The following is a 22821-nucleotide window of genomic DNA, read 5'->3' on the forward strand; positions in this document are numbered from 1 at the left end:
AAGCGCTAGCGGGTTCCCACGCCCGGGAACAGCGCCGGCTCGCCGTCGAACACGCCCAGATAGCCCAGCTCGCTGAGCAGCGGGGTCATGGTGTCGGCGTAGTCGTCGGCGTGCTTGAGCAGCGGCGCGGGGCGGCCGAGCTGGTCCTGCAGGCGATAGACGGTCCACATCTTGCCGCGCGGAGCCGGGGCGCCCGGCTGCAGGAAGCGGTGCTCCCAGCCGACCAGGGCCGGCGCCCGGCCGATCTCGACGTCGAACGGGCGGTCGCGGAACGCCAGATCCATGTCCAGGCGCATGGCGTCGGCCAGGCGCTGGTCCAGCCATTGGCCGAAAGCCGCCAGGACCGAGTCGGCCGACAGGCCTTCCGGGTTGGCGACGATGTGATTTCGGGACGCGGTTCCTGAACTCATGCGTGCAGGAATACGCTCCGGGATCTCACATATTGGCTAAGAGACGTGGTTTAGGCGCGTTTACCCTAAACCAAGCCCGGCTCAGGCCTCCGCCGCCGCCAGGTCTTCCGCCAGCGCCATCCACGTCGCCTCGGCCTCGTCCAGCTTGGCCTTGGCGTTCTCGCGGCGCTTGGTCAGCTCGGCGACCTTGGTCGGGTTCTTGTAGAGCTGCGGGTCGGCCAGCTGGGCGTCAAGCTCGGCGACCTGGCGGGTCTGGCGAGTGACGACCTGCTCGGCGGCCTCGATCTTGCGCTTCAGGGGCTCGATGGCGACGGTCTTCTTGGCCGGCGCCGCGGCCGGATCGGCCTTGGCCGGCTCGCGATCGACCTGGGTCGGCTTGACCGCCTGCTTGGCGCGGTCGAGCACGAACTTGGCGTATTCGTCCATGTCGCCGTCGAACGGTTTGACTGTGCCGTCGGCGGCCAGCCACAGGCGGTCGGCGACCAGCTCCATCAGGGAGCGGTCGTGGGTGATCAGGATCACCGCGCCCTCGTAGTCGTTCAGGGCGTCCAGCAGGGCGCGACGGCTGTCGATGTCCAGGTGGTTGGTCGGTTCGTCGAGGATCAGCATATGCGGCGCGTCCATCGCCACCATGTTGAGCAGCAGCCGGGCCCGCTCGCCGCCCGACAGGTTGGCGACCGTGGTCTCCTGCTTCTCGAAGCCCAGGCCGAACTGGGCCAGTTTCGAGCGACGCGAGGATTCCGAGGCGTCCGGCATGGCCCGGCGAATGATCTCCAGCGGGGTGTCGACCGGGTCCATCGCCTCGATCTGGTGCTGGTGGAACCAGCCGACCTTCATCTTGCGGTCGCGATGGAACTCGCCCGACTGCACGCCCAGCGCCCCGGCGATCATCTTGGCGAAGGTCGACTTGCCCGCGCCGTTGACCCCCAGCAGGCCGATCCGGTCGTCCAGGTCCATGCGCAGGTTGAGGTTCTTGAGGATCGCGCGGCCTTCCTCGTAGCCGACATTGGCGCGCTCCAGACGGATCAGCGGCGGCGGCAGCGGGCGCGGCGGCGAGGGCAGGGTGAACGGGGCGACGCGCTCCTCGATCGTGGTGGCCACCGGCTGCATCTTGGCCAGACGCTTCATGCGGGACTGCGCTTGCGCCGCTTTGGAGGCCTTGGCCTTGAAGCGGTCGACGAAGGCCTGCAGGTGGGCGCGCTCGGCGTCCTGCTTGGCCTTGGCCGACAGTTGCAGACGGGCCTTCTCGGCGCGGCGCTGCTCGAAGTCGTCGTAGCCGCCGGTGTAGAGCTCCAGCTTGCCGCCGGCCAGGTGCAGCATGTGGGTGCAGCTGTTGTTCAGCAGCTCGCGGTCGTGGCTGACGATCAGGGCGGTGTGCGGGTACTTCTGAAGGCGGGCCTCCAGCCAGAGCGCCCCTTCCAGGTCCAGATAGTTGGTCGGTTCGTCCAGCAGCAGCATGTCCGGCTCGGCGAACAGGGCCGCGGCCAAGGCCACGCGCATGCGCCAGCCGCCCGAGAACTCGGCCATCGGCCGGGCCAGGTCTTCCTGGGAGAAGCCCAGGCCGACCAGGATTTCCGACGCCTTGGCCGGGGCGGCGTCGGCGTCGATCTCGATCAGCCGGGCCCAGATCTCGCCCATGTCCTCGGGATCGGCGGTGTCCAGGCTGGTCAGCAGCGCGTGCCGCTCCTCGTCGGCCTCCAGCACGGTCTCCAGCAGGGTGAAGGGGGTGGCCGGGTGCTCCTGGTCCACCGAACCGATCCGCGCGCTCTTGGGCAGGCTGATCTCGTCGTCGCCGGCGTGCAGCTGGCCGAGGATCAGCTTGAACAGCGTGGACTTGCCCACGCCGTTGCGGCCGATCAGCCCGACCTTCGCGCCCGGCGGCAAACTCACGCTGGCGTGGTCGAAGAACTTCCGACCCCAGGCGTTGAAGGTCAGGTCTTTGATCTGGAGCATATGATTTAAAGGTACGCGGCGGGTTGGCGGGGAGGAGGCGCCCGGCTATAAGCCCGCAACCTCCCAATCTACAAACTTTCTCTGTGAGATTTTCGGATCATGACCGAACGCACCTTCTCGATCATCAAACCTGACGCCACGCGTCGCAACCTGACCGGCAAGATCAACGCCGTGATCGAGGAAGCCGGTCTGCGCATCGTGGCCCAGCGCCGCGTGAAACTGACCGAGGCGCAAGCCAAGAAGTTCTACGAAGTCCACGCCGAGCGCCCGTTCTACGGCGAACTGGTCGCCCAGATGACCGCCGAGCCGGTGGTCGTCCAGGTTCTGGAAGGCGACAACGCCGTCCTGAAGTACCGCGAAGTGATGGGCGCCACGAACCCGGACAACGCCGACGAAGGCACGATCCGCAAGCTGTTCGCCCTGTCGATCGGCGAGAACTCGGTCCACGGTTCGGACAGCCTCGAGAACGCGGGCATCGAAATTGCCCAGTTCTTCAAGGACGAAGACATCGTCGGCTAAGGCTTAGGCCTTACCGATCCGAAGAGGCCGGCGGAGCGATCCGCCGGCCTTTTTGCATTCGGTCGAGCGTCGGCGCTGTGAGCGGCCGGCGTGCCGCAAGATCCTGGACGGCGCCAGCGCCTTTCACGGCTAGCGCCAAGCCGGCGTCGGCTGGCCCTGGTCCGCCGTCGCCAACCGCTTGGCCTCGTCGAAGTCGACGGCCAGGCGAGTGCGGCGCAGCAGCGGCGCGCCGATCGTCCGCAGCAGGTCGCGCAGGATCTGACGCGAGGCCCCGCAGAGGATCACCTCGCCGTCGGCCAGGGTGCGGCGCAGCAGATCGGCCAGCGCGAAGGCCCCGGTCGGATCGATCATCGGCGTCTGTTCCAGGCGCAGGATGTAGCAGCGCTTGCGGCCGGCGACGTCTTCGAGCGCGTCCTTGACCAGGCTGGCGCTGCCGAAGAACAGCGCGCCGCGGAAGGTGATCACCGCCACGTCGTCGGGCAGGCCGAAATTGGGGGCGTAAGGCTCGCGTTCGTCGCCCTCCATGCCGTTGAGGGCGATCGGGCCCTCGCCGTGCCGCACCTCGGCCAGCCGGGCCATGCGGTGCATGAACACGAAGGCGGCCAACACCATGCCCACCTCGATGGCCAGGGTGAGGTCGACCAGCACGGTCAGGGCGAAGGTGGCCAGCAGAACCGCCCGTTCGCCGTTCGAGGCGCGCAGCAGAGCCGAGAACCGGTGCAGTTCCGCCATGTTGAACGCCACGACCATCAGGATCGCCGCCAGGGCCGCCAGCGGCACGAACCGCATCAGCCGGGCGGCCAGCAGCATGAACAGCAACAGGAAGACGGCGTGGGCCATTCCGGCCACCGGCGAGCGGGCTCCGGCCCGGATATTGGTAGCGGTGCGGGCGATGGCTCCGGTGGCGGGCAGGCCGCCGAACAGGGCCGACGCGATGTTGGCGACGCCCTGGGCGATCAGTTCGACGCCGGATCGATGACGGCGACCGGTCATCTGATCGGCGACCACGGCCGACAGCAGCGACTCCACCCCGGCCAGCAAGGCGATGGTGAAGGCGCTGGGCGCCACCGCCCGGGCCTTGGCCAGGGACCAGAAGGCCAGGGACGGGGCTGGCAGACTGGAGGGCACGCCGCCGAACCGCGATCCGATGGTCTCGATCGGCGGGTGGGCCAGGGCCACGAAGACCGCTCCGGCGATGGTCGCCGCCAGGAATCCGGGAACCTTCGGCGCCCAGCGGCGCAACACCAGGATCAGCGTCAGGCAGGCGGCCGCCAGGATGACGGTCGGCGGGTCGACGCTCGCGCGACCGCCCCACAGCGCCGCGAGCTTCGGCAGGAAATCCGCCGGAACCTTGTCCACCGTCAGGCCGAGGAAGTCCTTGACCTGGCTGGTGAAGATGATCACGGCGATGCCCGCGGTGAAGCCGGTGGTCACCGGATCGGGGATGTATTTTATGAAGGTTCCCAGGCCCGAAAGGCCGGCCAGGATCAGGATCGCCCCGGCCATCAGCGTCGCCATCAGCAGGCCGTCATAGCCGTGGTTGGCGATCACCCCGTAGACCACCACCACGAAGGCCCCGGTCGGGCCGCCTATCTGGAAGCGGCTGCCGCCCAGCAGCGAGATCAGGAAGCCTGCGACCACCGCCGTGACCAGGCCGCGGTCCGGGGTGGTTCCCGAGGCGATGGCCAGGGCCATGGACAGCGGCAGGGCGACGATGGAGACCGTCAGTCCGGCGATCAGGTCGGCGCGAAAGTCGGCGGCGCGGTAGCCCTGGCGCAACACCGTCGCCGTCTTGGGTACGAATAGCCGCCAATCTCGGCGCATGGCTTGGCCTTCAGCGCTTCTCCAGCAGCCGGACCCCGCGCCCGACCCCCTGGCTGGGGGCGTCCTCGACGATCAACTCGACCCCAGCCGCCGCCAGGGCCTTCATGACCTTCTCCAGGCTGTCGACGACCACGCGGACCGAGCCCTCGCAGGCCTCCATCCGCTGGATGGTCGGAACCGACAGTCCGGACAGTCGCGCCAGCTCTCTCTGGTCGATGCCGAGCAGGGCGCGCGCGGCGCGAATTTGAGGTCCGGTGATCATCTAGACGTCCCGTATGATGTATAGAACATCAAAATCACATGATTGGCAATCAGCTTGCGCTTTTCAGCCAAACCGCTCGCGCACATAGGCGGCCAGGGTCGCCGGATAGAGCCTGTGCTCCTGCTCCAGCACCCGGTCGCTCAACATGTGCTCCGTGTCGCCGGGCAGGATCGGCACGCGGGCCTGGCCCAGGACCGGGCCTTCGTCGACGCCGGCGGTGACCAGATGGACGGTGCAGCCGGCCTCGACCTCGCCGGCGCTCAGGGCGCGGCCGTGGGTGTCCAGGCCGGGATAGGCCGGCAGCAGGGACGGGTGGATGTTCAGCATCCGGCCTTCCCAGGCGTTGACCAGGAACGGCGTCAGGATGCGCATGTAGCCGGCCAGGGCCACGACCTGGATCCCGCGCTCGCGCAGGGCCGCGTCGATGGCGCGCTCGTGGGCCTCGCGATCCTTGCCGAAGTCACGCTGATCGACGGCCAGGGCCTCGATCCCGGCGGCGGCGGCCGTGAGCAGGCCGCCGGCCTCGGGCTTGTTGGACAGCACCAGGGCGATCTGGAACGGGCAGGCGGGGTCCTGGGCGGCTCGCACCAGGGCCTCCATGTTGGAGCCCCGGCCGGAGATCAGGACGGCGACCTTGGTTTTGGCGGTCATGCGGTCAGTTCCGTGGGTCCGCCCTCGTCCCTCGACAAGCTCAGGATGAGGGCTGCTGGAGATGCCGGCTGCTGGAAGCCTGAATTGAAATCCTCATCCTGAGCTTGTCGAAGGACGAGGATTTCACGCAAGGCCTAGGCCGCCACCAACTGCCCGCAGATGAACGCATCCTCGTCCGCGTTCAGCAGCGCCGCCAGCACCGGTTCGGCGTCCGAAGCCGCCACCACCAGGATGAAGCCGACGCCGCAGTTGAAGGTGCGGCGCAGCTCGTGGTCGCTGATGCCGCCTTCGCGCTGCAGCCAGTCGAAGACCGGGGGCAGGGGCCAGGCGTTCCAGTCGAACTCGGGGACCAGGCCGTCGGCGATGCAGCGGGGCGGGTTCTCGATCAGGCCGCCGCCGGTGATGTGGGCGCCGCCCTTGACCCGACCCGACTGCAGCAGGGGCAGGATCGACTTCACATAGATGCGGGTCGGGGCCATCAGGGCCTCGGCCAGGGTCTTGCCGGCCTCGAACGGACAGGGCGCGTCCCAGGCCAGGCCCGAACGCTCGACCACGCGGCGCACCAGGCTGTAGCCGTTGGAGTGCGGGCCCGACGAGCCGACGCCGATGATGATGTCGCCGGCCCGTTGCTTGTCGAGCTTGGGCAGCACGCCGTCACGCTCGACCGCGCCGACCGAGAAGCCGGCCAGGTCGTATTCGCCGTCGCTGTACATGCCCGGCATTTCGGCCGTCTCGCCGCCCACCAGGGCCGCGCCGGCCAGCTTGCAGCCGTCGGCGATGCCGGCCACCACGCTCTTGGCGACCTCCAGGTCCAGCTTGCCCGTGGCGAAGTAGTCGAGGAACAGCAGCGGCTCGGCGCCCTGGGCCAGCAGGTCGTTGACGCACATGGCCACCAGGTCGATGCCGACCGTGGCGTGCATCTTGGCGTCGATGGCGATGCGCAGCTTGGTGCCGACGCCGTCGGTGGTGGAGACCAGCAGCGGATCGTCGTAGCCGGCCGCCTTCAGGTCGAACAGGGCGCCGAAGCCGCCCAGACCGGCCTCGGCGCCGGGACGCCGGGTGGCCTTGGCCAGGGGCTTGATCGCCTCGACGAGAGCGTTCCCGGCGTCGATGTCGACGCCGGCCTGGGCGTAGGTGAGGCCGTTCTGGGGGTCGCTCATGCGTTCGCTCTGGCTCGAAGACGGCCCAACGGGCCGTTTTTGAAAGGAAACTTGCCGCACACCCCAAGCTTGTGCTTGCAGACTCGGGGGTGCGCGAGGCTATTAGCAGCCGATGACGACGATCACCACTACCGCTGAGCTGGCGGCGTTCTGTAATGAGTTGAAGGGACAGCCCTTCATCGCCGTGGACACCGAGTTCATGCGCGAAACCACCTACTGGCCCAAGCTGTGCTTGATCCAGGTGGCCTCTCCGGACACCGAAGCCTGTATCGACCCGCTGGCCGATGGCATCGACCTCGAGCCACTGCTCGACATCCTGCGCGATCCGTCGGTCCTGAAGGTGTTCCACGCGGCCCGGCAGGACGTCGAGATCTTCAACAATCTCAACGCCATGCCCACGCCGCTGTTCGACACCCAGGTCGCCGGCATGGCCGCCGGGTTCGGCGAGCAGATCGCCTATGACGCCCTGGTCCGCCAGATGCTGAAGATCGAGTTGGACAAGTCCAGCCGCTTCACCGACTGGGCCCGCCGTCCGCTGAGCGACGCCCAGCTGACCTACGCCGTCGCCGACGTGACGCACCTGGCCACCCTGTTCCCCATCCTGCGCGACCGCCTCGAAAAGGCCGGCCGCCTGGCCTGGGTGGAAGAGGAGATGAAGGCGCTCAACGATCCGGCCGCCTACGACGTCGATCCCGAAAAGGCCTGGCGCCGCCTGCGTCCGCGCAAGACCGCCGCCAAATACCTGGCGGTGTTCAAGGCCGTGGCCGCCTGGCGCGAGCGCACCGCCCAGACCCGCGACCAGCCGCGCGGCCGCATCCTCAAGGACGAGGCCATCGACGAGCTGGCCACCCAGGCCCCGACCTCGCTGGAGGGCCTCAACACCCTGCGCAGCGTGCCCAAGGGCTTCGGCGGCTCCAAGTTCGGTCCCGACCTGCTGGCCGCGATCAAGGCGGCCCTGGCCGATCCGGAAGGCTACGCGCCGGTGCTGGACAAGTCCGGCCCGCCGCCGCCCGCCTCGGCGGGCGCCGTGGTCGAACTGCTGAAGGTGCTGCTCAAGGCCCGGGCCGAGGAGGCCGGCGTGGCCTCCAAGCTGATCGCCACCGTCTCGGACCTGGAAAAGATCGCCGCCGACGACGAGGCCAACACGCCCGCCCTGCAGGGCTGGCGGCTGGAGGCCTTCGGTTCGGACGCCCTGAAGATCAAGCGCGGCGAGCTGGCCCTGGTGCTGGACGGAACCCGCGTGCGGGTGGTCGAAGTGCGACGGGCTCCGAAGGCGGAGTAGAGCTCCGGTCCTTCTCCCGCGAGGGAGACGGACGACGTTACGCCGTGCCCACGGTCCCGCGCTCCATCGCCGCGGCGATGGCCTCGATCAGCTTGCCGGCGTCGAGCGGCTTGGCCACGACGCCGTCCATGCCGGCCAGGGCGTATTCGGCCAGCTGGTGGCTCATGACATTGGCCGACAGGGCCAGGATCGGGGTCGGGGAGAGGCTGTGGGCGTTTTCGCGCTGGCGGATCGCCCGGGTGGCCTCGATGCCGTTCATCACCGGCATCTGCACGTCCATCAGGATCAGGTCGAAATCGTCGGCGTGGAAGGCATCCAGCGCCTCTCGGCCGTTGGCCACGGTGTGCAGGTCGACGCCGGCCGGCTCGAGCAGGGCGCGCAGGATGAACTGGTTGGTGGCGTTGTCCTCCGCCGCCAGGATCCGCAGGGACCGGATGTCGCCCTCGCCGGGCGCGGGGTCCAGATAGTCCGCCGCGTCGGCCCGCACGAACGGCAGGCGGAAGCTGAAGGTCGACCCCTTGCCCGGGGCGCTGTCCATGCGCAGGGTTCCGCCCATTCGCTCGACCAGCTCGCGGGAGATCGCCAGGCCCAGGCCCGTGCCGCCGAACCGGCGGGTGGTCGAGCTGTCGGCCTGGACGAACTTCTCGAACAGGGCGGCGATCCGCTCGGGCGCGATGCCGATGCCGGTGTCGGCCAGGGTGAAGGACAGCCCCTCGGGACACGCCTCCACGCTCAGCCGGATCCGCCCCTCTGGCGTGAACTTCACGGCGTTGGACGCCAGGTTCGACAGCACCTGGCGCAAACGCACGCTGTCGCCGCACCAGGCTCCCGCGGCGTCGGGCGCGATCTCGGTGACGAACGCCACGTCCTTCTGGCCGGCCAGCAGGGCGAAGGGCCGGCAGGCGGCGGCGACCGTCTGCGCCAGGTCGAACACGTGGTCGTCGAGCTCGAAACGGCCGGACTCGATCTTCGACAGGTCCAGCACGTCATTGAGGATGGCCAGCAGGGTCTCGCCGCTGTCGCGGATGATCTTCAGATGCTCGCGATGGGGCGAGCCCAGCCCGCTCTGCTCCATCACCTGGGCCATGCCCAACACGCCATTCAGGGGCGTGCGGATCTCGTGGCTCATATTGGCCAGGAACTGCGACTTGGCGAGATTGGCGCTCTGGGCTCGGTCGCGAGCCTTGACCACCTCGTCCAGGGCCGCCCTCTCGCCGGCCTCCGAGGCGTCCAGCTCGCGCAGCACCCGGCGGATGCGCAGGACCAAGGCGACGCCGGCGGCGACCAGCAGCAGGACGCCCGGCAGGACCAGGGGCGCGGCCTGGCGGACGGCGTCCAGGCCCGGCTGCTTGGGCGACCAGGTCAGCCAGCTCAAGATCTTGCCGTCGGCGTCGCGCAGAGCGATCGCCGCCGATTCCGCGGATCTGGCGGCCACGAGCCGAGGTTCGCGAATGCGCATCTCGTCGGCCAGGGCGGGCAGCAGGTGGCGATCGACCCGCTGGGCGCAGATCACGATCATCGCGGGGGCCTTGCCGCGTGGCCGCGCGGCCTTCTCCGGAGCGACCGTCGACAGGGCGACCAGATAGATCCGCCCATCCACCTGGACGACCCCATGAGCGGTCTCGGCGATGGTCGCGACGTTCGGGTCGGTCGGCCTGGGAAGCTTGGTCGCCGCGGTCTCCTGGCGGCGCACCTCGGCGATCAAGGGCGCGACGGCGGCCACCACCCCCGCCTGGCTCTCGGGCGTCGCGCGCGCGTTTTCCGCCCAGGCGTAGAAGGGACGGTTCCCAGAATCCAGCACGACGGCGAGGTCGTCGCCTCGGTTATTGGCGTAGTAGGAGCCCATTTCGACATCCATCCACACCGGATCCACGCCCGGACGGATCGTCTCGAAAGCCTGGTCCCAGACCGCGGCGGCGGCGACGTCGCTGTCCAGCCGGTCCAGGGACCGCTCGAGGGTCTGCTCGACGACGACGTGCTCCTCGCGCGTCTGGAGGCGGTCGACGGCCACGGCGGCGTAGGCCAGCAGGGCGCAGCCGCCCAGGACGACGATCGCCACGACGATCGCCCCCAGGATCAACAGGCTGCGCACCGCGCGGCGTCCCGCCGGCATGCCGCTCAAGATGTCATCCCCCTGCCCATAGCCCCCAATTGCACGCGCGCGTTTGGAAACAGTAAAGGTCGCGCGCCGTGCGTAACGCCGGTTGATGAAACGCGTTCCAGTTTCTCGACGGCGTGGCCTGCTCCCGTTGATGCGGTGGAGCTTGCCTCGCCCGTGGCTAACAAACCGTGCTTCATCGAGTGACGTTCGGCGCGGCGGCGTGTCGCGGGACTGGCCCGGAGCCAAGCGGCGCGAGCCAAAAAAGAAAGGGCCGGCTCCTTTCGGAACCGGCCCCTGTCTCGCGACGATCGCTTCGAGATTAGTACTGGAAGCGGACGCCCACCTTGAACGTCCGGCCGATCAGGCCGGCATAGTGGAAGGTGGTCAGGAAGTTCGGCGCGCTGGCATAGGCGCCCGGCGCGATCGGCGCGTTCTGGTCGAACACGTTGCCGATGTTGCCGTACAGCTGGATGCCGTCGTTCAGTTGCATCGTGCCGTTCAGGTCGACGTTGATGAAGCTCTTGATCTTACAGAACTTGTTGGCGACCGCCGGGTTGGCCGCGGCGCCGTAAGGGTTGCCCGGAGAGCATTCCGTGCTGCCGTTGGTGTCGGCGGCGACCGACTTGATCGAACCGACGTAGTAGGCCGTGGCCGACACGGTGTAGCGATCGAAGTCCAGCGTGTTCTGCCAGTTGCCCTTCCAGTCCGGGCTGCCGTTGCCCGACGACAGGTCGTACGGGCCCAGGGTGCCGGCGTACTTCTGCACTTTGCCGTCGTCGGTGTGCAGGTCGTACTTCAGCAGGTGGGTGACTTCCACGCGGCTGGTCCAGTGCAGGGTGTCGGTGACCGGAATCTTGGCCGTGGCCGAGAAATCGACGCCCGCGGTTTGCGCGGAGTTCGCGTTCACATACGGGACGTTGATGATGAGCACACGCGGTTGGGCGTTCGGGAACAGCGGGTCGACGGCGTCGACCAGGTTGCACGAGTAACCCGCGCCGACGGCCGCGACGGCGGCGCAGCCGGCGGCTTGGGTGGTCTGGGCGTAGTAGGCGTCGCGGGCCTCGGCGATCTTCGGACCCGAGGTGATCAGGTCGTCCTTCTTCACTTGGTAGTAGTCGACCGTCATGCTGAGCCAACGGGTCGGCTCGGCGATGGCGCCGATCGTGAAGCTATGCGAGATTTCCGGCTTCAGGTTCGGGTTGCCGGCGACGCCGCGACCCATGCTGTAGGACTGCGAGTAGGGGTTGGACGCCCCGCCGTGCGCCGTCACGAAGTTGGCCGGCGGCTGGGTGGTCACGAAACCGGCGTACTGCGAGCGCGGGCCCGATTCAGCGAAGGTGGGCGCACGGAAGCCTTCAGAGAAGGTGCCGCGGAACGCCAGCTGCTTGATCGGGGTGTATTTGACGCCGACCTTCGGGGAGAAGTGGCTGAAGCCCTCCGAATAGTCGTCATAACGGCCCGACACGTTGACTTCGAGCTGATCGAGGACCGGAGCGGCCACTTCGAAGAACGCGGCCTTGACCGTGTGCTTGCCGAAGGCCGAAGCCGTGGTCAGGCCGTAGGTGTCCAGACGGACGTTCTGGTTGTTGTTTTCCAGGACTTCCTTGCGGATCTGGGCGCCGACGCCGACCTGCAGATCGCCGCCGGGCAGAGCCCAGAGCGACTTGGTGATCAGGCCGTCCAACGACATCATCGACGAGTGCGACGGGGTCGTCCTGTCCGGGGCCACGGCATTGCGGACCGCCGAGGTGTTCTGCGACGGATCGACGAAGTTGTACGAGCCGGTGTTGATCGCGCTCGCCAGGCCCGCGATGTTCAGGAGGCCGTGTTGCGTGATCTTCAGGTTGTCGCGGGCGCCGGCGGCGTCCACGCTCCAGTTCCAGTCGTCACCGAAGCTGCCCTTGAAGCCGAACGTACCGCGGATGACTTCGTTGGTGCGCTCGCTGCCGGCGGGGATGTCGCCGAACAGGTAATAGATGCGGGCCGCGCCGTTGGACGGATCAGCGGCGTAAGCGGCGGCGAACGGGTTGTTCGGGTTCAGGCGACGACCGGGAGCCGTAGGGTCAGCGCAGTTGGCGCCGGCCGTACAGATCCACACCGGAAGCACGATGCCCGGATTGCTCGAAGCCACGCTCGGCGAACCACCAAAGGGCTGGGTGGCGCGGATAGCGGCCGGCGTGCCCTTGATGCTGACATAGCTGTTCGAGTAGCTGCCGGTGGCGTAGGCCTCGACGTTCTCATTCAGGCGCATGCTCAGGCGGCCGTTGAAGGCGTAGCGCTTCTGCAGCGGCGCGATCTGACGATAGTAGTCGACCAGATCCCACTTACAGCCGGTGCCGTTGGCGGTCGCGCTGACCTGCGTGAAGGTGCCGTTGGCGCAGTTCAGGTTCAGCGACTGGTACTGGGTGGTCAGCGGCGAGCCGGCCTTGCCCGCCAGCGGGTTGTTCAGGTCCGATTGGCTGACGCGGGTGACGATCGCGTTCGGCGTGGGCGTGGTCATCGACGAGTCGGCGGTGTTTTGGTCCAGACCGCCGATCGAGCTCAGGTCCTGGGTATTGTAGGGGAAGCCGCGGCTGTGGTTCGAGACGCGACCGTCCTTTTGGTACTCGGCGTTGACGTAGACGTTCCAGCCGGTCTCGGCGTAATCGCCGTAGCCCAGGGTGATGTCGGCGCGCTGGTGTTCGGCGTCGCTGCGGTCGCTCTGACCGAACTCGGCGCTGCCCCTGACGCCGGCGAACTGCTTCCTCAGCTTCAGGTTCACCACGCCGCCGATGGCGTCGGCGCCGTACGACGACGAGGCGCCGTCCTTCAGGACTTCAATGCTGTCGATCAGGCTGAACGGAATGGAGTTCAGGTCGACATAGGCGTTGTGGCCGTCGTCGTTGATCGGGAAATTGGTCGAGCGCAGGCCGTCGACCAGCACCAGGGTCGAGGAGACGCCCAGGCCGCGCAGCGAGACGGCCGAGCCGCCGGCGCTGAAGCCGCTCTGGAAACCGGTGCCGATCGAACCGGCGCCGTCGGCCGAGATCGAGCGAATGGCGTCCGAAGCGGTCGAGATGCCGGCGCGGTTCAGGTTCTCGGAGGTCAGCACGGTGACCGGGGAGGGGGTCTCGGTGTCGGTGCGGCGGAACAGCGAGCCGGTGACGACGATTTCCTCGACTTGGGTCTGATCGGCCGGCGCGGACGGCGCGGTTTGGGCAGCAGCCTGGCTGGCGCCGAGGAGAGCGGCAGCGGCGCTGCAGATCATCGTCGACGCCATCAGGCGCGCGCGCATGGGTTTAGTGATCAAGATGTAGTCCCCAATGTTTTGAGCGCCGTCCGACGGCGCTTTGATGACCGGCGGCCCAGATTTTCTGAGTGCGGTTACAGCACGGCTACCGACGGATGGGATGATCGGTCAATGTGCATTGCATTAATGAAATGTAACGTGGCGCTTTTGACACAATTCGGCAACTTTATTTCACAACGTTGGCGAGTGGTCGTCGCCGTTTTTCGATGCGTGCAATCGCGCTAATCGATAGTTTTCGCCCTGGCGTCGAATTTCCACAACCCTGGGGACTTCCGCTGGCGAATTGTTACAGCGCCGTAATTTTGAGCTTCAGGCCCAGGATCGTGGCCAGGGCGCCCGCTCTTTTGGCGGTTTGTTCGCCTAGAAGCAGGTCGGCGTAGCCCGGTTCGGCGGTCAGCAGCAGGTCGCCGCGGTCGATGACGAGTCGCGAGCGGGCCAAGAGCGGGGCGCTGCGGCCCGACAGATCGCAGCCCAGGCGGATGGCGGCCCCGACGGCCCGGGCCCGTCTCAGCCGGGCGGGCGAAAGCAGGCGTTCCAGCACCTCCATCTCCGGCGGATCGAAGGCCGTGGCGTGGCGGGCGAAGGAGGCGGCGGCCAGGAAGGCGCGCTCGGGATGGGTCTGGCCGGCGATCGGCGCGCGCAGCACCTGCTCGAACACCAGATCGGCGCGATGGTCGGGGTGCAGCCGCGCGCCCAGGTCGGCCAGGCGGCAGGCGGCGGCGACCAGCACCTTGTCGCGCTCGCCGAAGCAGGGCGGCAGCTGGCTCAGGGCCGGGGCGAGCCAGGCGTCGAGCGCCGCGCCCAGTTCGTCGGCCACGCCCTGCCGCGCGCCCAGCGAGGCGCAGCCCTCGATCAAAGGATCCAGTCGGCGCACGCCGGGCGGCATGGCCTCGAACAGCAACCCCTCGCGCACGCCGTAGGCCGAGATCTCGATGCGCTTGAGGTCCAGGCTCTCGATCAGCTGCTCCAGCACCACGGCGGCGTAGGGCAGGGTCTCCGAGCGCTTCTTGCTCATGCCCTCGATGCGCTCGAGCGAGCTCTTCGACTGATGGGCGACCAGGCGGGCGGCCTCCAGGGCCTCGGCGCGGCTGATGTTGTACTGGTGGACCACGTGCAGCGGATAGCCGCTCAGGCGCATGTGCAGTAGGGCCAGATTGCGCCAGGCGCCGCCGACCGCGTGGAAGACGTCGGTCTTGAAGGCCTCAGACACCGGGGCCAGGCGCTGGGCGCAGAGCCGCCGCACCTTCTCCAGGTCAAAGCCGTCCGAGGCCCCCAGGCTGAAGGGGCCGAGCGGCAGGGTGACGCCCAGGCCCGCGCCTGTGGCCTCCAGCCGGATCAGCTCCAGGCTGGCGCCGCCCATGTCGCCGACCACGCCGGTGGCGTCGGGCGTGCCGGCCAGCACGCCGACGGCGGCGTAGCGGGCCTCCTCCTCGCCCGACAGGACGCGGGTGGCGAAGCCGGTCTCGGCCAGGATCTGCCGCACGAAGGCCGCCCCGTCCTTGGCCTCGCGCACGGCGGCGGTGGCGGCGATGAAGGTCTCGGCGGGCTTGACGGCCTCCAGCACGGCGCGGAAGCGCTTGAGCGCCGCCAGGGTCTGGGCCACGCCCTCGGGGTTCAGATTGCCGCCGTCGCCCAGGTCCCGGCCCAAGCCCGCCAGGACCTTCTCGTTGAAGACGGTCCAGATGGCGCGGCCTTCCAGCCGGTACACCACCAGGCGGACCGAGTTCGAGCCGATATCGATAACGGCCGCGTCGCGCGGCGCCGCAAAAGGCATGGGGAGGGTTTAGCGCATTGGGCGGCGAGGGGAAGGTGGCGCGCGGAATAAAGCGCTCGCGCGCCGCGGGTCAACGCTTGAAGGGGACCAACGGCACGGGATCGTTCAGCGTCCGCCGGCAGGCGCGCAGACGCCAGCCGGTCGGGTCCTTCTCGTAGTAGCAGGCGCCGAAGCTGACGGGATGGCCGTTCGCCCGGCGTCCGCCCTTGGTCATGGCGTAGCCGCCGTCGGGGCTGATCAGCAGGTGCTCGACCGGCTTGGGCCGCACCGGGCAGCGGCCCCAGGAGCGGCCGTGGCCCATCACCTGCCAGGGCGGGCCGTAGATCACGCCGGACTTGAACAGCGCGCGTTCGTGCGCCTTGGCCCAGGCCAGGTCGCCCGCGTCGCCCAGCTGGGTGTCGCCGGGAACCCCGGGCAGGGCGAAGATCGCGCAGATTTCGGCCTGCTGGGCCGGGCGCGGGCCGCAGGCGGTCAGGCCCAGCGCCGCCAGAACGATGAAGGCCCGCCTCACCCGCGTTTGCGAGGCCCGACGTGGTCGAAGGCCTGCGGCAGGTCTTTGACCTTGTGGCCCCGGCCCGACAGGCTGGGATTGGTCATGAAGTATTCGTGGGCCGAGAAGGCGCCCTTGCGGTCCCAGGCCGGGTCGCGGGCGTAGTGACCCTCGGAGTCGAGGTTCCAGCTCTGGGCCTCGTCGTTGAGATTGGCGACCATGATCTGGTTGAGCACCTGCTGGTGCACCGTGGGGTTCTCGACCGGGACCAGGCTTTCGACCCGACGGTCCAGGTTGCGCGGCATCCAGTCGGCCGAGCTGATGAACACCCGGGTCTGCGGGCCGGGCATGACCCCGCCGTTGGCGAAAGCCACCACGCGGGCGTGCTCCAGGAACCGCCCGACGATCGACTTGACGCGGATGTTCTCCGACAGGCCCTTGATGCCCGGGCGCAGGCAGCAGATGCCGCGCACCACCAGGTCGATCTGCACGCCGTCCTGGCTGGCGCTGTAGAGGGCGTCGATGATCTGCGGGTCGACCACGGCGTTCATCTTGGCCCAGATCGCCGCCGGCCGCCCCTCGCGGGCGTTGCGGGCCTCGGCCGCGATCATCTTCAGCAGGTCCGGCTTCAGCGTCTCGGGCGAGAACGACAGCTTCTCCAGCCCATGCGGCTGGGCGTAGCCGGTGATGAAGTTGAACAGCTTGCCGCCGTCGCGGCCCAGGGCCGGGTCGCAGGTGAACAGGCTCAGATCGGTATAAACCCGGGCCGTCTGCGGGTGATAATTCCCGGTGCCGAAGTGGCAGTAGGTGCGCAGGGCCTCGCCCTCGCGCCGCACCACCACCGACAGCTTGGCGTGGGTCTTCCAGTCGACGAAGCCGAACACCACGTGGACGCCGGCGCGCTCCAGGTCGCGGGCCCACTTCAGGTTATTCTCCTCGTCGAACCGCGCCTTGATCTCCACCAGGGCGGTGACGTTCTTGCCGTTGTCGGCCGCCTCGATCAGGGCCGCGACGATCGGACTGTCCTTGGACGTCCGGTACAGGGTCTGCTTGATCGCCAGCACGTTGGGGTCGCGGGCCGCCTGGCGGATGAACTGCACCACCACGTCGAAGCTCTCGAACGGGTGGTGGACCAGGATGTCCTTCTCGCGGATCGCCGCGAAGCAGTCGCCGCCGTGGTCGCGCACGCGCTCGGGGAAGCGGGCGTTGTAGGGCTTGAACTTCAGGTCCGGGCGGTCGGGCGGGATCAGCTCGGCCATCTGGGCCAGGCCCAGCTTGCCGTCGACCAGCACCACGTCCTCGGGCTGGGCGCGCAGGCCCTCGATGATGAACTCGCGCAGGTCCTCGGGCATGGTGGTCTGGATCTTGACCCGCACCACCCGGCCCAGGCGACGCTTCTTCAGCCGCGCCTCGAACTCGCGCACCAGGTCCTCGGCCTCTTCCTCGATCTCCAGGTCGCTGTCGCGGATCAGGCGGAACAGGCCCCGGCCCTCGACCTCGTAGCCGGGGAACAGGTGGTCGAGGAACAGAATGATGAAGCTTTCCAGCGCCACGATCCGCCGCTCGCGCTTGCGCGTGGTCTTGGACGGCGCCTGGGACAGCTCCCAGAACCGCTGCACCTGGCTGGGCACCGGCACCAGGGCGTACAGGTGCTTGTCGTCGGCGATGCGGCGCAGCTTCAGCGCCAGGCAGAAGCCCAGGTTCGGGATGAACGGGAACGGGTGGGCCGGATCGATCGCCAGCGGCGTCAGCACCGGGAACATCCGGCTCAGGAAGATCTCCTCGGCCCGCTCGCGGTCGGGGCCGACGATGTCCTTGGCGTCCAGCAGCTTGAGGCCCTCGCCCCACAGCTCGGTCCGCACGCCGCTCCAGATCCGCTGCTGCTCGGCCATCAGCTCGGCGGCCGAGGCGTTGATCCGCGTCAGCTGCTCGCCCGGCGTCAGCCCGTCCTGGCTGACCACCCGCACGCCCTCGCGCACCTGGCCCTTCAGGCCGGCCACCCGGACCATGTAGAATTCGTCGAGGTTGTTGGCGCTGATCGACAGGAACCGCAGCCGCTCCAGCAGCGGGTGGCGCGGATTGGCGCTCTCCTCCAGCACCCGCTGGTTGAAGGCCAGCCACGAGGTTTCCCGGTTGAAGAACCGCTCCGGCGAGGCCAGCAGCTCGTCGTCCAGCCGCAGGCCCGCCAGGTCCGGCGCGGCCGGCGAGGGCGCGGCGGGCAGGTCGAGGGCGGTGGCGACGTCAGACATGCGGAACTCCGGTTTACCGTGTTCAGAGTGAACGAGGGTGGTGACAGGAGCAAGACAAACAGCCCCCGCCGCCCCCTCCGGAACACGGCGCGCCAAGCTTAAGCGGGAAGATGTTCCTAAAGTTTTGCCGTGGGAAAACATCGTCATCCCGCAAGAGCGTAGCGCGGTCGGGGATCTGGACGGCTAGACGACCGGGGCGAAACCCTCGTCCTTCGACAAGCTCAGGATGAGGGTTTTCTAGCGTCGCGCCTCACGATTGGTCCTCATCCTGAGCTTGTCGAAGGACGAGGACCACGCACCGAGCCCGGACTAACCTTCGTCATCCTCGTCGTCTTCGGAATCCCCGAAATCCAGCACCGCCAGGGCCAGGGCCTTGTTGACCTCGCGCCCCTGGTCGATGGACGCCTCGTCCAGGGCGGCCACGGCGGCCAGGGCCGCCGGCGCGGAGCGGGGCAGTCTGGCCATCAGATAGGGATAGAGGTCGCTCGCCGGGCGGATGCCCGCGGCCTCGAAGCCGCGCCTCAGCACCGCCTGCAGCACCACGTCGTCGGGCGCGTCGATCCGGGCCACGGTCAGGGCGTTGAGCCGCGAGCGCAGGTCGGGCACCGCCGCCTCCCAGGCCACCGGGGCCAGGCGGCCGGTCAGCAGCAGGCAGCCGCCGTCGACCCCGGCCATGTTGATCAGATGGAACAGGGTCTCGTCGTCGACCAGGTCGCCCTCGGACCGGCGGTCGGCGTCCTCGACCAGCAGCGGCCGGCCGCGCAGCGAGGCCAGGTCCAGCGGCGCGTTACCCGTGGAAGCCGCCTCGATCGTCACGGCCCCGGTCCGCGCCGCCCAGTCGCGCGCCAGGTGCGTCTTGCCCGTTCCCGCCGGCCCGACCAGGGCCAGGCGCCCGTCGGGCCAGGCCGGCCAAGCGTCCAGGCTGTCCAGCGCCTCGAGGTTGGTCGGCGACGACGCGAACGACTCCCGGTCCCAGAGGGGCGGGGCGGTCAGCGACAATCGGAACTGACGGGGCAAGGCGGCGTCCGGATGGGGTTGCTCGGTATCCGGAGATATAGGCCGCGTCGCGGGAGAGGGCGAGGGCGTGGGGCGGCTTGGCTGGGGATGAGGGGCGGGGAGGTGTGGATGGGTGTTGTGGTCACGGTCAGTCCTCAAGCTAAACACTCGCTCAAGGGCAATTCAGATCAAACTACCATCTCCGTTTGTATCGGAGCGCCTTCGCGATAAAGTCCTCGAAGAAAAAAGGGGGAACCATGGCTATTCCGAAGGCTTACCTCACAAGCAGCAAGAATTTTCCCTTGCTCCTGGACGCAATAAAATCGGCTCAGGCGCCCGATGTTTTCAATTTGAGATTCTTGGAATCATTAGGCTTTACGTCAAGTAATGATAGGTTAATGGTTGGCGTTTTGCAAGCAATCGGCTTGCTAAATAGCGATCGAAAGCCAACAGATCTATATTTCAGATTCTTAGATCAGACTCAGTCAGAAATTGTATTAGCCGAAGGAATCAGAAATGCGTATAAGGATTTATTCCAAATAAATACTAATGCGCAAAATTTGACGAGAAATGAAGTTATTAACAAGTTTAAGATGCTCAGTCAGGGCCAATATTCGGACTCTGTGTTGGATAAGATGGGGCTTACCTTTTCGGAATTAGTTAAGCTCGCGGATTTCAAGACGAAACCCGCCATTCCAGCTGCCGCCCCGGACGATGCGAATGATGACGAACCAGCGGATGAAGTCGCTGCGGACCCGCCACGTCGTGCAAGCGCGAAATCCTCACTTGGCGGATTGCACTATAATATCCAAATTATACTTCCAGAATCTAGGGATCCAAAAGTCTACGATGCGCTGTTTCGCAGCTTAAGGGACCACTTGCTATGATAGACGATGTTAGCCGCGTCTATAACTTCGTTTACAGGGCCGTCCTGACTCAGGAGTCCCTCGACACCGCCGGTCGTCAGAAGCCAAAAACCAACGAAATGGATGACGCCGAAGTTGCAGACCTTCTGTCAATCCATGTCTTGAACGAGGATTTTGTTGCTCGAGCCCGCGGGATGGCAACGGTCTACGTCGCAATTGCAGCTTTCGAAAACTCAGTCAGGGAGTTGATATCAAAAACTCTTCTTGAGAGTAAGGGCGCCGATTGGTGGGAGCAGGGCGTCTCTGAAAAAAATAAGAAGCCAATCACAAAGGCGAATGGAAGAAGAGCAAAAGGTTCGCTGGCACGTTCAACGTGGCGACGATCCAATACAATTCACAATGCTACCAAATCTTCTGAATATAATGAGGCAAACTCCAGACGATTTTGCACCATTTATTCACGATATGGACTGGGCGGCATCCATATTTGACGTAATAGATAAATCTAGAAATGTTATAATGCACAGCGGAAACCTTAGTCGCCGAGACGTTGCTCGTCTAGGAACACACATTCGAGATTGGTCAGCACAAGTCACCATTTAAGCATACAAGATTTATTGATCAACCTCGCCGCCTGGCGCGCCCGCGTCACCAAGTCCGCCGGGCAAGGCCTCGCGCGCCGTCCAGCGCAAGATCAATACGATCATCCCCGAGAAGGTCCACGTCGCGATCACCGCCGCCATTGAGGGCATGACCCGGGCGATCCTGACCGGGGCCGACCTCGCCACCACCTCGCCGCACCGCGAAATGAACCCTCCACGACGGATGCGCTGAGCCCCACAAGCCGCTAGGGTCTCTCTCCGACGAGATGGATCCCGATGAACCGCACCGCCACCCTGATCGCCGCGCTCGAACCCCTGGCCCTGGGGCCAGACGAGCAGCTGGCCTATCTGGCCGCCCTGGGCGTGGGCGAGACGGCGGATGAACTGGCCCTGCAGTTCGACGACGCGTTCCGCTACGCCCATCCCATGGGCCAGGCGAGCCTCGACGCGGCCCTCCGTGCACTGAACGAGCGGCTGTCGATGATGAGCGACACGGGGAAGGCGGCGCTCTGGTCGCCGCTCGCCCTGGCGCAGGGGGAGGACTGGGTCTTCATCCGGCGCACGGCCGCTCGCGCCCTGGAGCTGACGCGCGCCCTGGACGACGCCCGTGTCTGACGCCGAGCGGCTGGAAAGACCGTCCGTCGCTCCCGACCTCGCTTCCGAGCTCGCCGCCTGGCGCGCCCGCATCACCAAGCCCGCCGGGGTGTTCGGCAAGACCTCCCGCGCCGTGCAGCGCAAGATCAACACGATCATTCCCGAGAAGGTCCACGCCGCGATCACCGCCGCCATGGAGGGCATGACCCGGGCGATCCTGACCGGGGCGGACTTCGCCACGGCCTCGCCGCTGCAAAACGCCACGCTGGAACAGCGCGAGGCCAAGGTGGCCACCGCGATCCAGGGCTGGAAGACCGCCGCCGGGGCCGAGGGCGGGGTGGCCGGGGCGGGCGGGTTCCTGCTGGCGGCGGCCGACTTCCCGCTGCTGATGAGCTTCAAGCTGAAGCTGCTGTTCGAGATCGCCGCCCTCTACGGCCACGACGGGAGCGTGCTGAGCGAGCGGCTCTATATCCTGCACATCTTCGAGCTGGCCTTCTCGGACGTCGAACATCGCGTCAAGGTGCTGGAGGCCATGGACGACTGGGACTCGCGGCCCCATCCCGCCGACCTGAAGGATTTCGACTGGCGGTCGTTCCAGCAGCAGTATCGCGACCACATCGATCTCGCCAAGCTGGCCCAGCTGCTGCCCGTGGTCGGCGCGCCGGTCGGGGCCGTGGTCAACTGGCGGCTGACGGCGCACCTGGGGAAGACGGCGATGATGGCGTACCGGATGCGTTGGCTGGCGGGGGACATGCACTCACACCCCGGCTCCGGCCAGATTGCAGAGAGCACGCCGTGAGTGCGTGTCCCCAACTGATCCGCTGAGTTTGGCGCCGAGGCCCCATGACGCCGTGGATGCCGCGGGATGACGGGGGTTGTTGTGGGTGTAGGATCGCGCCCATGCCCGCACCCACCACCCGCGCCAGCCGCCTGATCCCCGCCGCTCCCGACGCCGTCTGGGACGCCCTGATGGACCCCAAGGCCCTGGAACAATGGCTGCCGCCGGGCGACATGACCGGCCGGATGCACGCCTTCGACGGCCGGGTGGGCGGCGGGTTCGAGATGTCGCTGTTCTATCCGGAGGACGAGACCGAACACGTCGGCAAGACCGCCGCCCGCGAGGACCGCACCCGCGTGCGGTTCGCGGCCCTCGAGCCGGGGCGGCGGGTGGTCTGGGCGGTGCTGTTCGACACCGACGATCCGTCGCTGAAGGCCGAGATGACCATCACCGTGTCTCTGGAGCCCGCGCCGGGCGGAACGCGGGTGACCTTCGTGTCGAAGAACCTGCCGCCGGGGCTGCGGCCGGCCGACAACGAGACGGGGTCGAAGGAGAGTTTGAAGAAGCTGGCGGCGTGGTTTGGGGGATAGGCCCCGGGGACATGCTCTCACGACGAGGCGCCGGCGAAGTTCGCAGGGCGGTCAGGGTGGGTGCGTGTCCCCAACGTCATCCGCTGAGCCTGGTCGTCATCCAGGATCGAGGTTTGACGCCATGGATGACGTTGGGGACACGCACTCACCCAGCGGTCGTGGGGCGATCTGCCGAGGCCCTGCCGTGAGAGCATGTCCCCGGTTGGCTGACTTACGCTCTGCGCATAGCCAACAAACCCCCGAGATTTCAACGCTCTGAACTTTCTCGACCCGATTTGGTCCTCACCTTTCCAGACGCCCGTATCCTTATCCCACCTCGTCGCAGGGAAAGGGCGCATGGCCAGCGACCGATGCGGCGGCGGGGGGCGATCGAGCGGGAAGCTCTGTCGGCGGCGAGATCCGCGTGYGTAGGGGTCTCGTCAAACCTCACG

20 protein-coding genes and 1 pseudogene are annotated in these 22821 nt (G+C 67.3%); 8 read left to right on the top strand and 13 right to left on the bottom strand.

The genetic code is table 11. The features are described from left to right. Positions 1-5: 5 nt before the first annotated feature. Positions 6-410, bottom strand: a complete 405-nt coding sequence (locus ASD21_RS03315; protein WP_056436756.1) for a hypothetical protein — start codon at positions 408-410, stop codon at positions 6-8. A gap of 81 nt (positions 411-491) precedes the next feature. Next, positions 492-2363 (bottom strand): ABC-F family ATP-binding cassette domain-containing protein, encoded by a 1872-nt coding sequence (locus ASD21_RS03320; protein WP_056436759.1) that lies wholly within the window; start codon positions 2361-2363, stop codon positions 492-494. Positions 2364-2462: 99 nt separating this feature from the next. On the opposite strand from ASD21_RS03320, the gene ndk reads away from it, so the two are divergent. After that, entirely contained in the window at positions 2463-2882 is a 420-nt protein-coding gene (gene ndk / locus ASD21_RS03325) for a nucleoside-diphosphate kinase (RefSeq protein WP_056436762.1), read from the top strand. A gap of 129 nt (positions 2883-3011) precedes the next feature. On the opposite strand, the gene ASD21_RS03330 is transcribed toward ndk, so the two are convergent. The 4 genes from ASD21_RS03330 to purM form a co-directional block, all read right to left on the bottom strand. Then, on the bottom strand, positions 3012-4706 hold the full coding sequence (locus ASD21_RS03330; RefSeq protein ID WP_056436765.1) for a SulP family inorganic anion transporter: 1695 nt from the start codon (positions 4704-4706) through the stop codon (positions 3012-3014). 10 nt (positions 4707-4716) lie between these two features. Further along, complete coding sequence (locus ASD21_RS03335) at positions 4717-4968, bottom strand: helix-turn-helix domain-containing protein (protein WP_056436768.1); 252 nt, start codon at positions 4966-4968, stop codon at positions 4717-4719. A 63-nt stretch (positions 4969-5031) separates the two neighbouring features. Continuing rightward, the gene (purN, locus tag ASD21_RS03340) at positions 5032-5619 is read right to left on the bottom strand and encodes a phosphoribosylglycinamide formyltransferase (RefSeq protein ID WP_056436771.1); all 588 of its coding nucleotides are present in this window, start codon (positions 5617-5619) and stop codon (positions 5032-5034) included. 134 nt (positions 5620-5753) lie between these two features. Beyond that, a complete protein-coding gene (gene purM, locus ASD21_RS03345) occupies positions 5754-6779 on the bottom strand; it encodes a phosphoribosylformylglycinamidine cyclo-ligase (RefSeq protein ID WP_056436774.1) in 1026 nt (341 codons plus the stop codon). Positions 6780-6891: 112 nt separating this feature from the next. On the opposite strand from purM, the gene rnd reads away from it, so the two are divergent. Further along, positions 6892-8061: a ribonuclease D gene (gene rnd / locus ASD21_RS03350; protein WP_056436777.1), complete on the top strand. Its 1170-nt coding sequence runs from the start codon at positions 6892-6894 to the stop codon at positions 8059-8061. Positions 8062-8098: 37 nt separating this feature from the next. Here the strand turns inward: rnd and ASD21_RS03355 are convergent, their stop codons facing one another. From ASD21_RS03355 to hdaA, 6 genes are all read right to left on the bottom strand, one after another. After that, a complete protein-coding gene (locus ASD21_RS03355) occupies positions 8099-10174 on the bottom strand; it encodes a hybrid sensor histidine kinase/response regulator (RefSeq protein WP_056436779.1) in 2076 nt (691 codons plus the stop codon). Positions 10175-10481: 307 nt separating this feature from the next. Then, entirely contained in the window at positions 10482-13409 is a 2928-nt protein-coding gene (locus ASD21_RS03360) for a TonB-dependent receptor plug domain-containing protein (RefSeq protein WP_056436820.1), read from the bottom strand. 328 nt (positions 13410-13737) lie between these two features. Then, positions 13738-15225, bottom strand: coding sequence for a Ppx/GppA phosphatase family protein (locus tag ASD21_RS03365; RefSeq protein WP_056436782.1), 1488 nt, complete (start codon positions 15223-15225; stop codon positions 13738-13740). Positions 15226-15295: 70 nt separating this feature from the next. Continuing rightward, entirely contained in the window at positions 15296-15736 is a 441-nt protein-coding gene (locus ASD21_RS03370; protein WP_056436785.1) for a hypothetical protein, read from the bottom strand. Next, positions 15733-17964, bottom strand: coding sequence for an RNA degradosome polyphosphate kinase (locus tag ASD21_RS03375; protein ID WP_056436788.1), 2232 nt, complete (start codon positions 17962-17964; stop codon positions 15733-15735). Before ASD21_RS03375 ends, ASD21_RS03370 begins: the two co-directional genes overlap by 4 nt. A 309-nt stretch (positions 17965-18273) precedes the next feature. Further along, a complete protein-coding gene (gene hdaA / locus ASD21_RS03380) occupies positions 18274-18981 on the bottom strand; it encodes a DnaA regulatory inactivator HdaA (RefSeq protein WP_056436791.1) in 708 nt (235 codons plus the stop codon). 236 nt (positions 18982-19217) lie between these two features. On the opposite strand from hdaA, the gene ASD21_RS23775 reads away from it, so the two are divergent. The 6 genes from ASD21_RS23775 (at position 19218) to ASD21_RS03395 (ending at position 22390) form a co-directional block, all read left to right on the top strand. Further along, on the top strand, positions 19218-19847 hold the full coding sequence (locus ASD21_RS23775) for a DUF5343 domain-containing protein (RefSeq protein ID WP_156398274.1): 630 nt from the start codon (positions 19218-19220) through the stop codon (positions 19845-19847). After that, positions 19844-20317, top strand: a complete 474-nt coding sequence (locus ASD21_RS23780; RefSeq protein WP_156398275.1) for a hypothetical protein — start codon at positions 19844-19846, stop codon at positions 20315-20317. The genes ASD21_RS23775 and ASD21_RS23780 overlap by 4 nt, the downstream gene beginning before the upstream one ends. A 214-nt stretch (positions 20318-20531) precedes the next feature. Then, a complete protein-coding gene (locus tag ASD21_RS25120) occupies positions 20532-20660 on the top strand; it encodes a hypothetical protein (RefSeq protein ID WP_327019752.1) in 129 nt (42 codons plus the stop codon). A gap of 44 nt (positions 20661-20704) precedes the next feature. Continuing rightward, on the top strand, positions 20705-21043 hold the full coding sequence (locus ASD21_RS03385) for a hypothetical protein (protein WP_056436794.1): 339 nt from the start codon (positions 20705-20707) through the stop codon (positions 21041-21043). Continuing rightward, positions 21036-21821: an EcsC family protein gene (locus ASD21_RS03390; protein ID WP_235524829.1), complete on the top strand. Its 786-nt coding sequence runs from the start codon at positions 21036-21038 to the stop codon at positions 21819-21821. The genes ASD21_RS03385 and ASD21_RS03390 overlap by 8 nt, the downstream gene beginning before the upstream one ends. A gap of 101 nt (positions 21822-21922) precedes the next feature. Continuing rightward, a complete protein-coding gene (locus ASD21_RS03395) occupies positions 21923-22390 on the top strand; it encodes an SRPBCC domain-containing protein (protein ID WP_056436797.1) in 468 nt (155 codons plus the stop codon). A 310-nt stretch (positions 22391-22700) separates the two neighbouring features. Here the strand turns inward: ASD21_RS03395 and ASD21_RS25175 are convergent. Beyond that, positions 22701-22792, bottom strand: a pseudogene (locus ASD21_RS25175) (hypothetical protein); the annotation flags it as partial. Between the last annotated feature and the right edge of the window lie 29 nt (positions 22793-22821).

The organism is Caulobacter sp. Root1455, from assembly GCF_001426905.1.
In the GTDB taxonomy this organism is placed as follows: Bacteria; Pseudomonadota; Alphaproteobacteria; order Caulobacterales; family Caulobacteraceae; genus Caulobacter.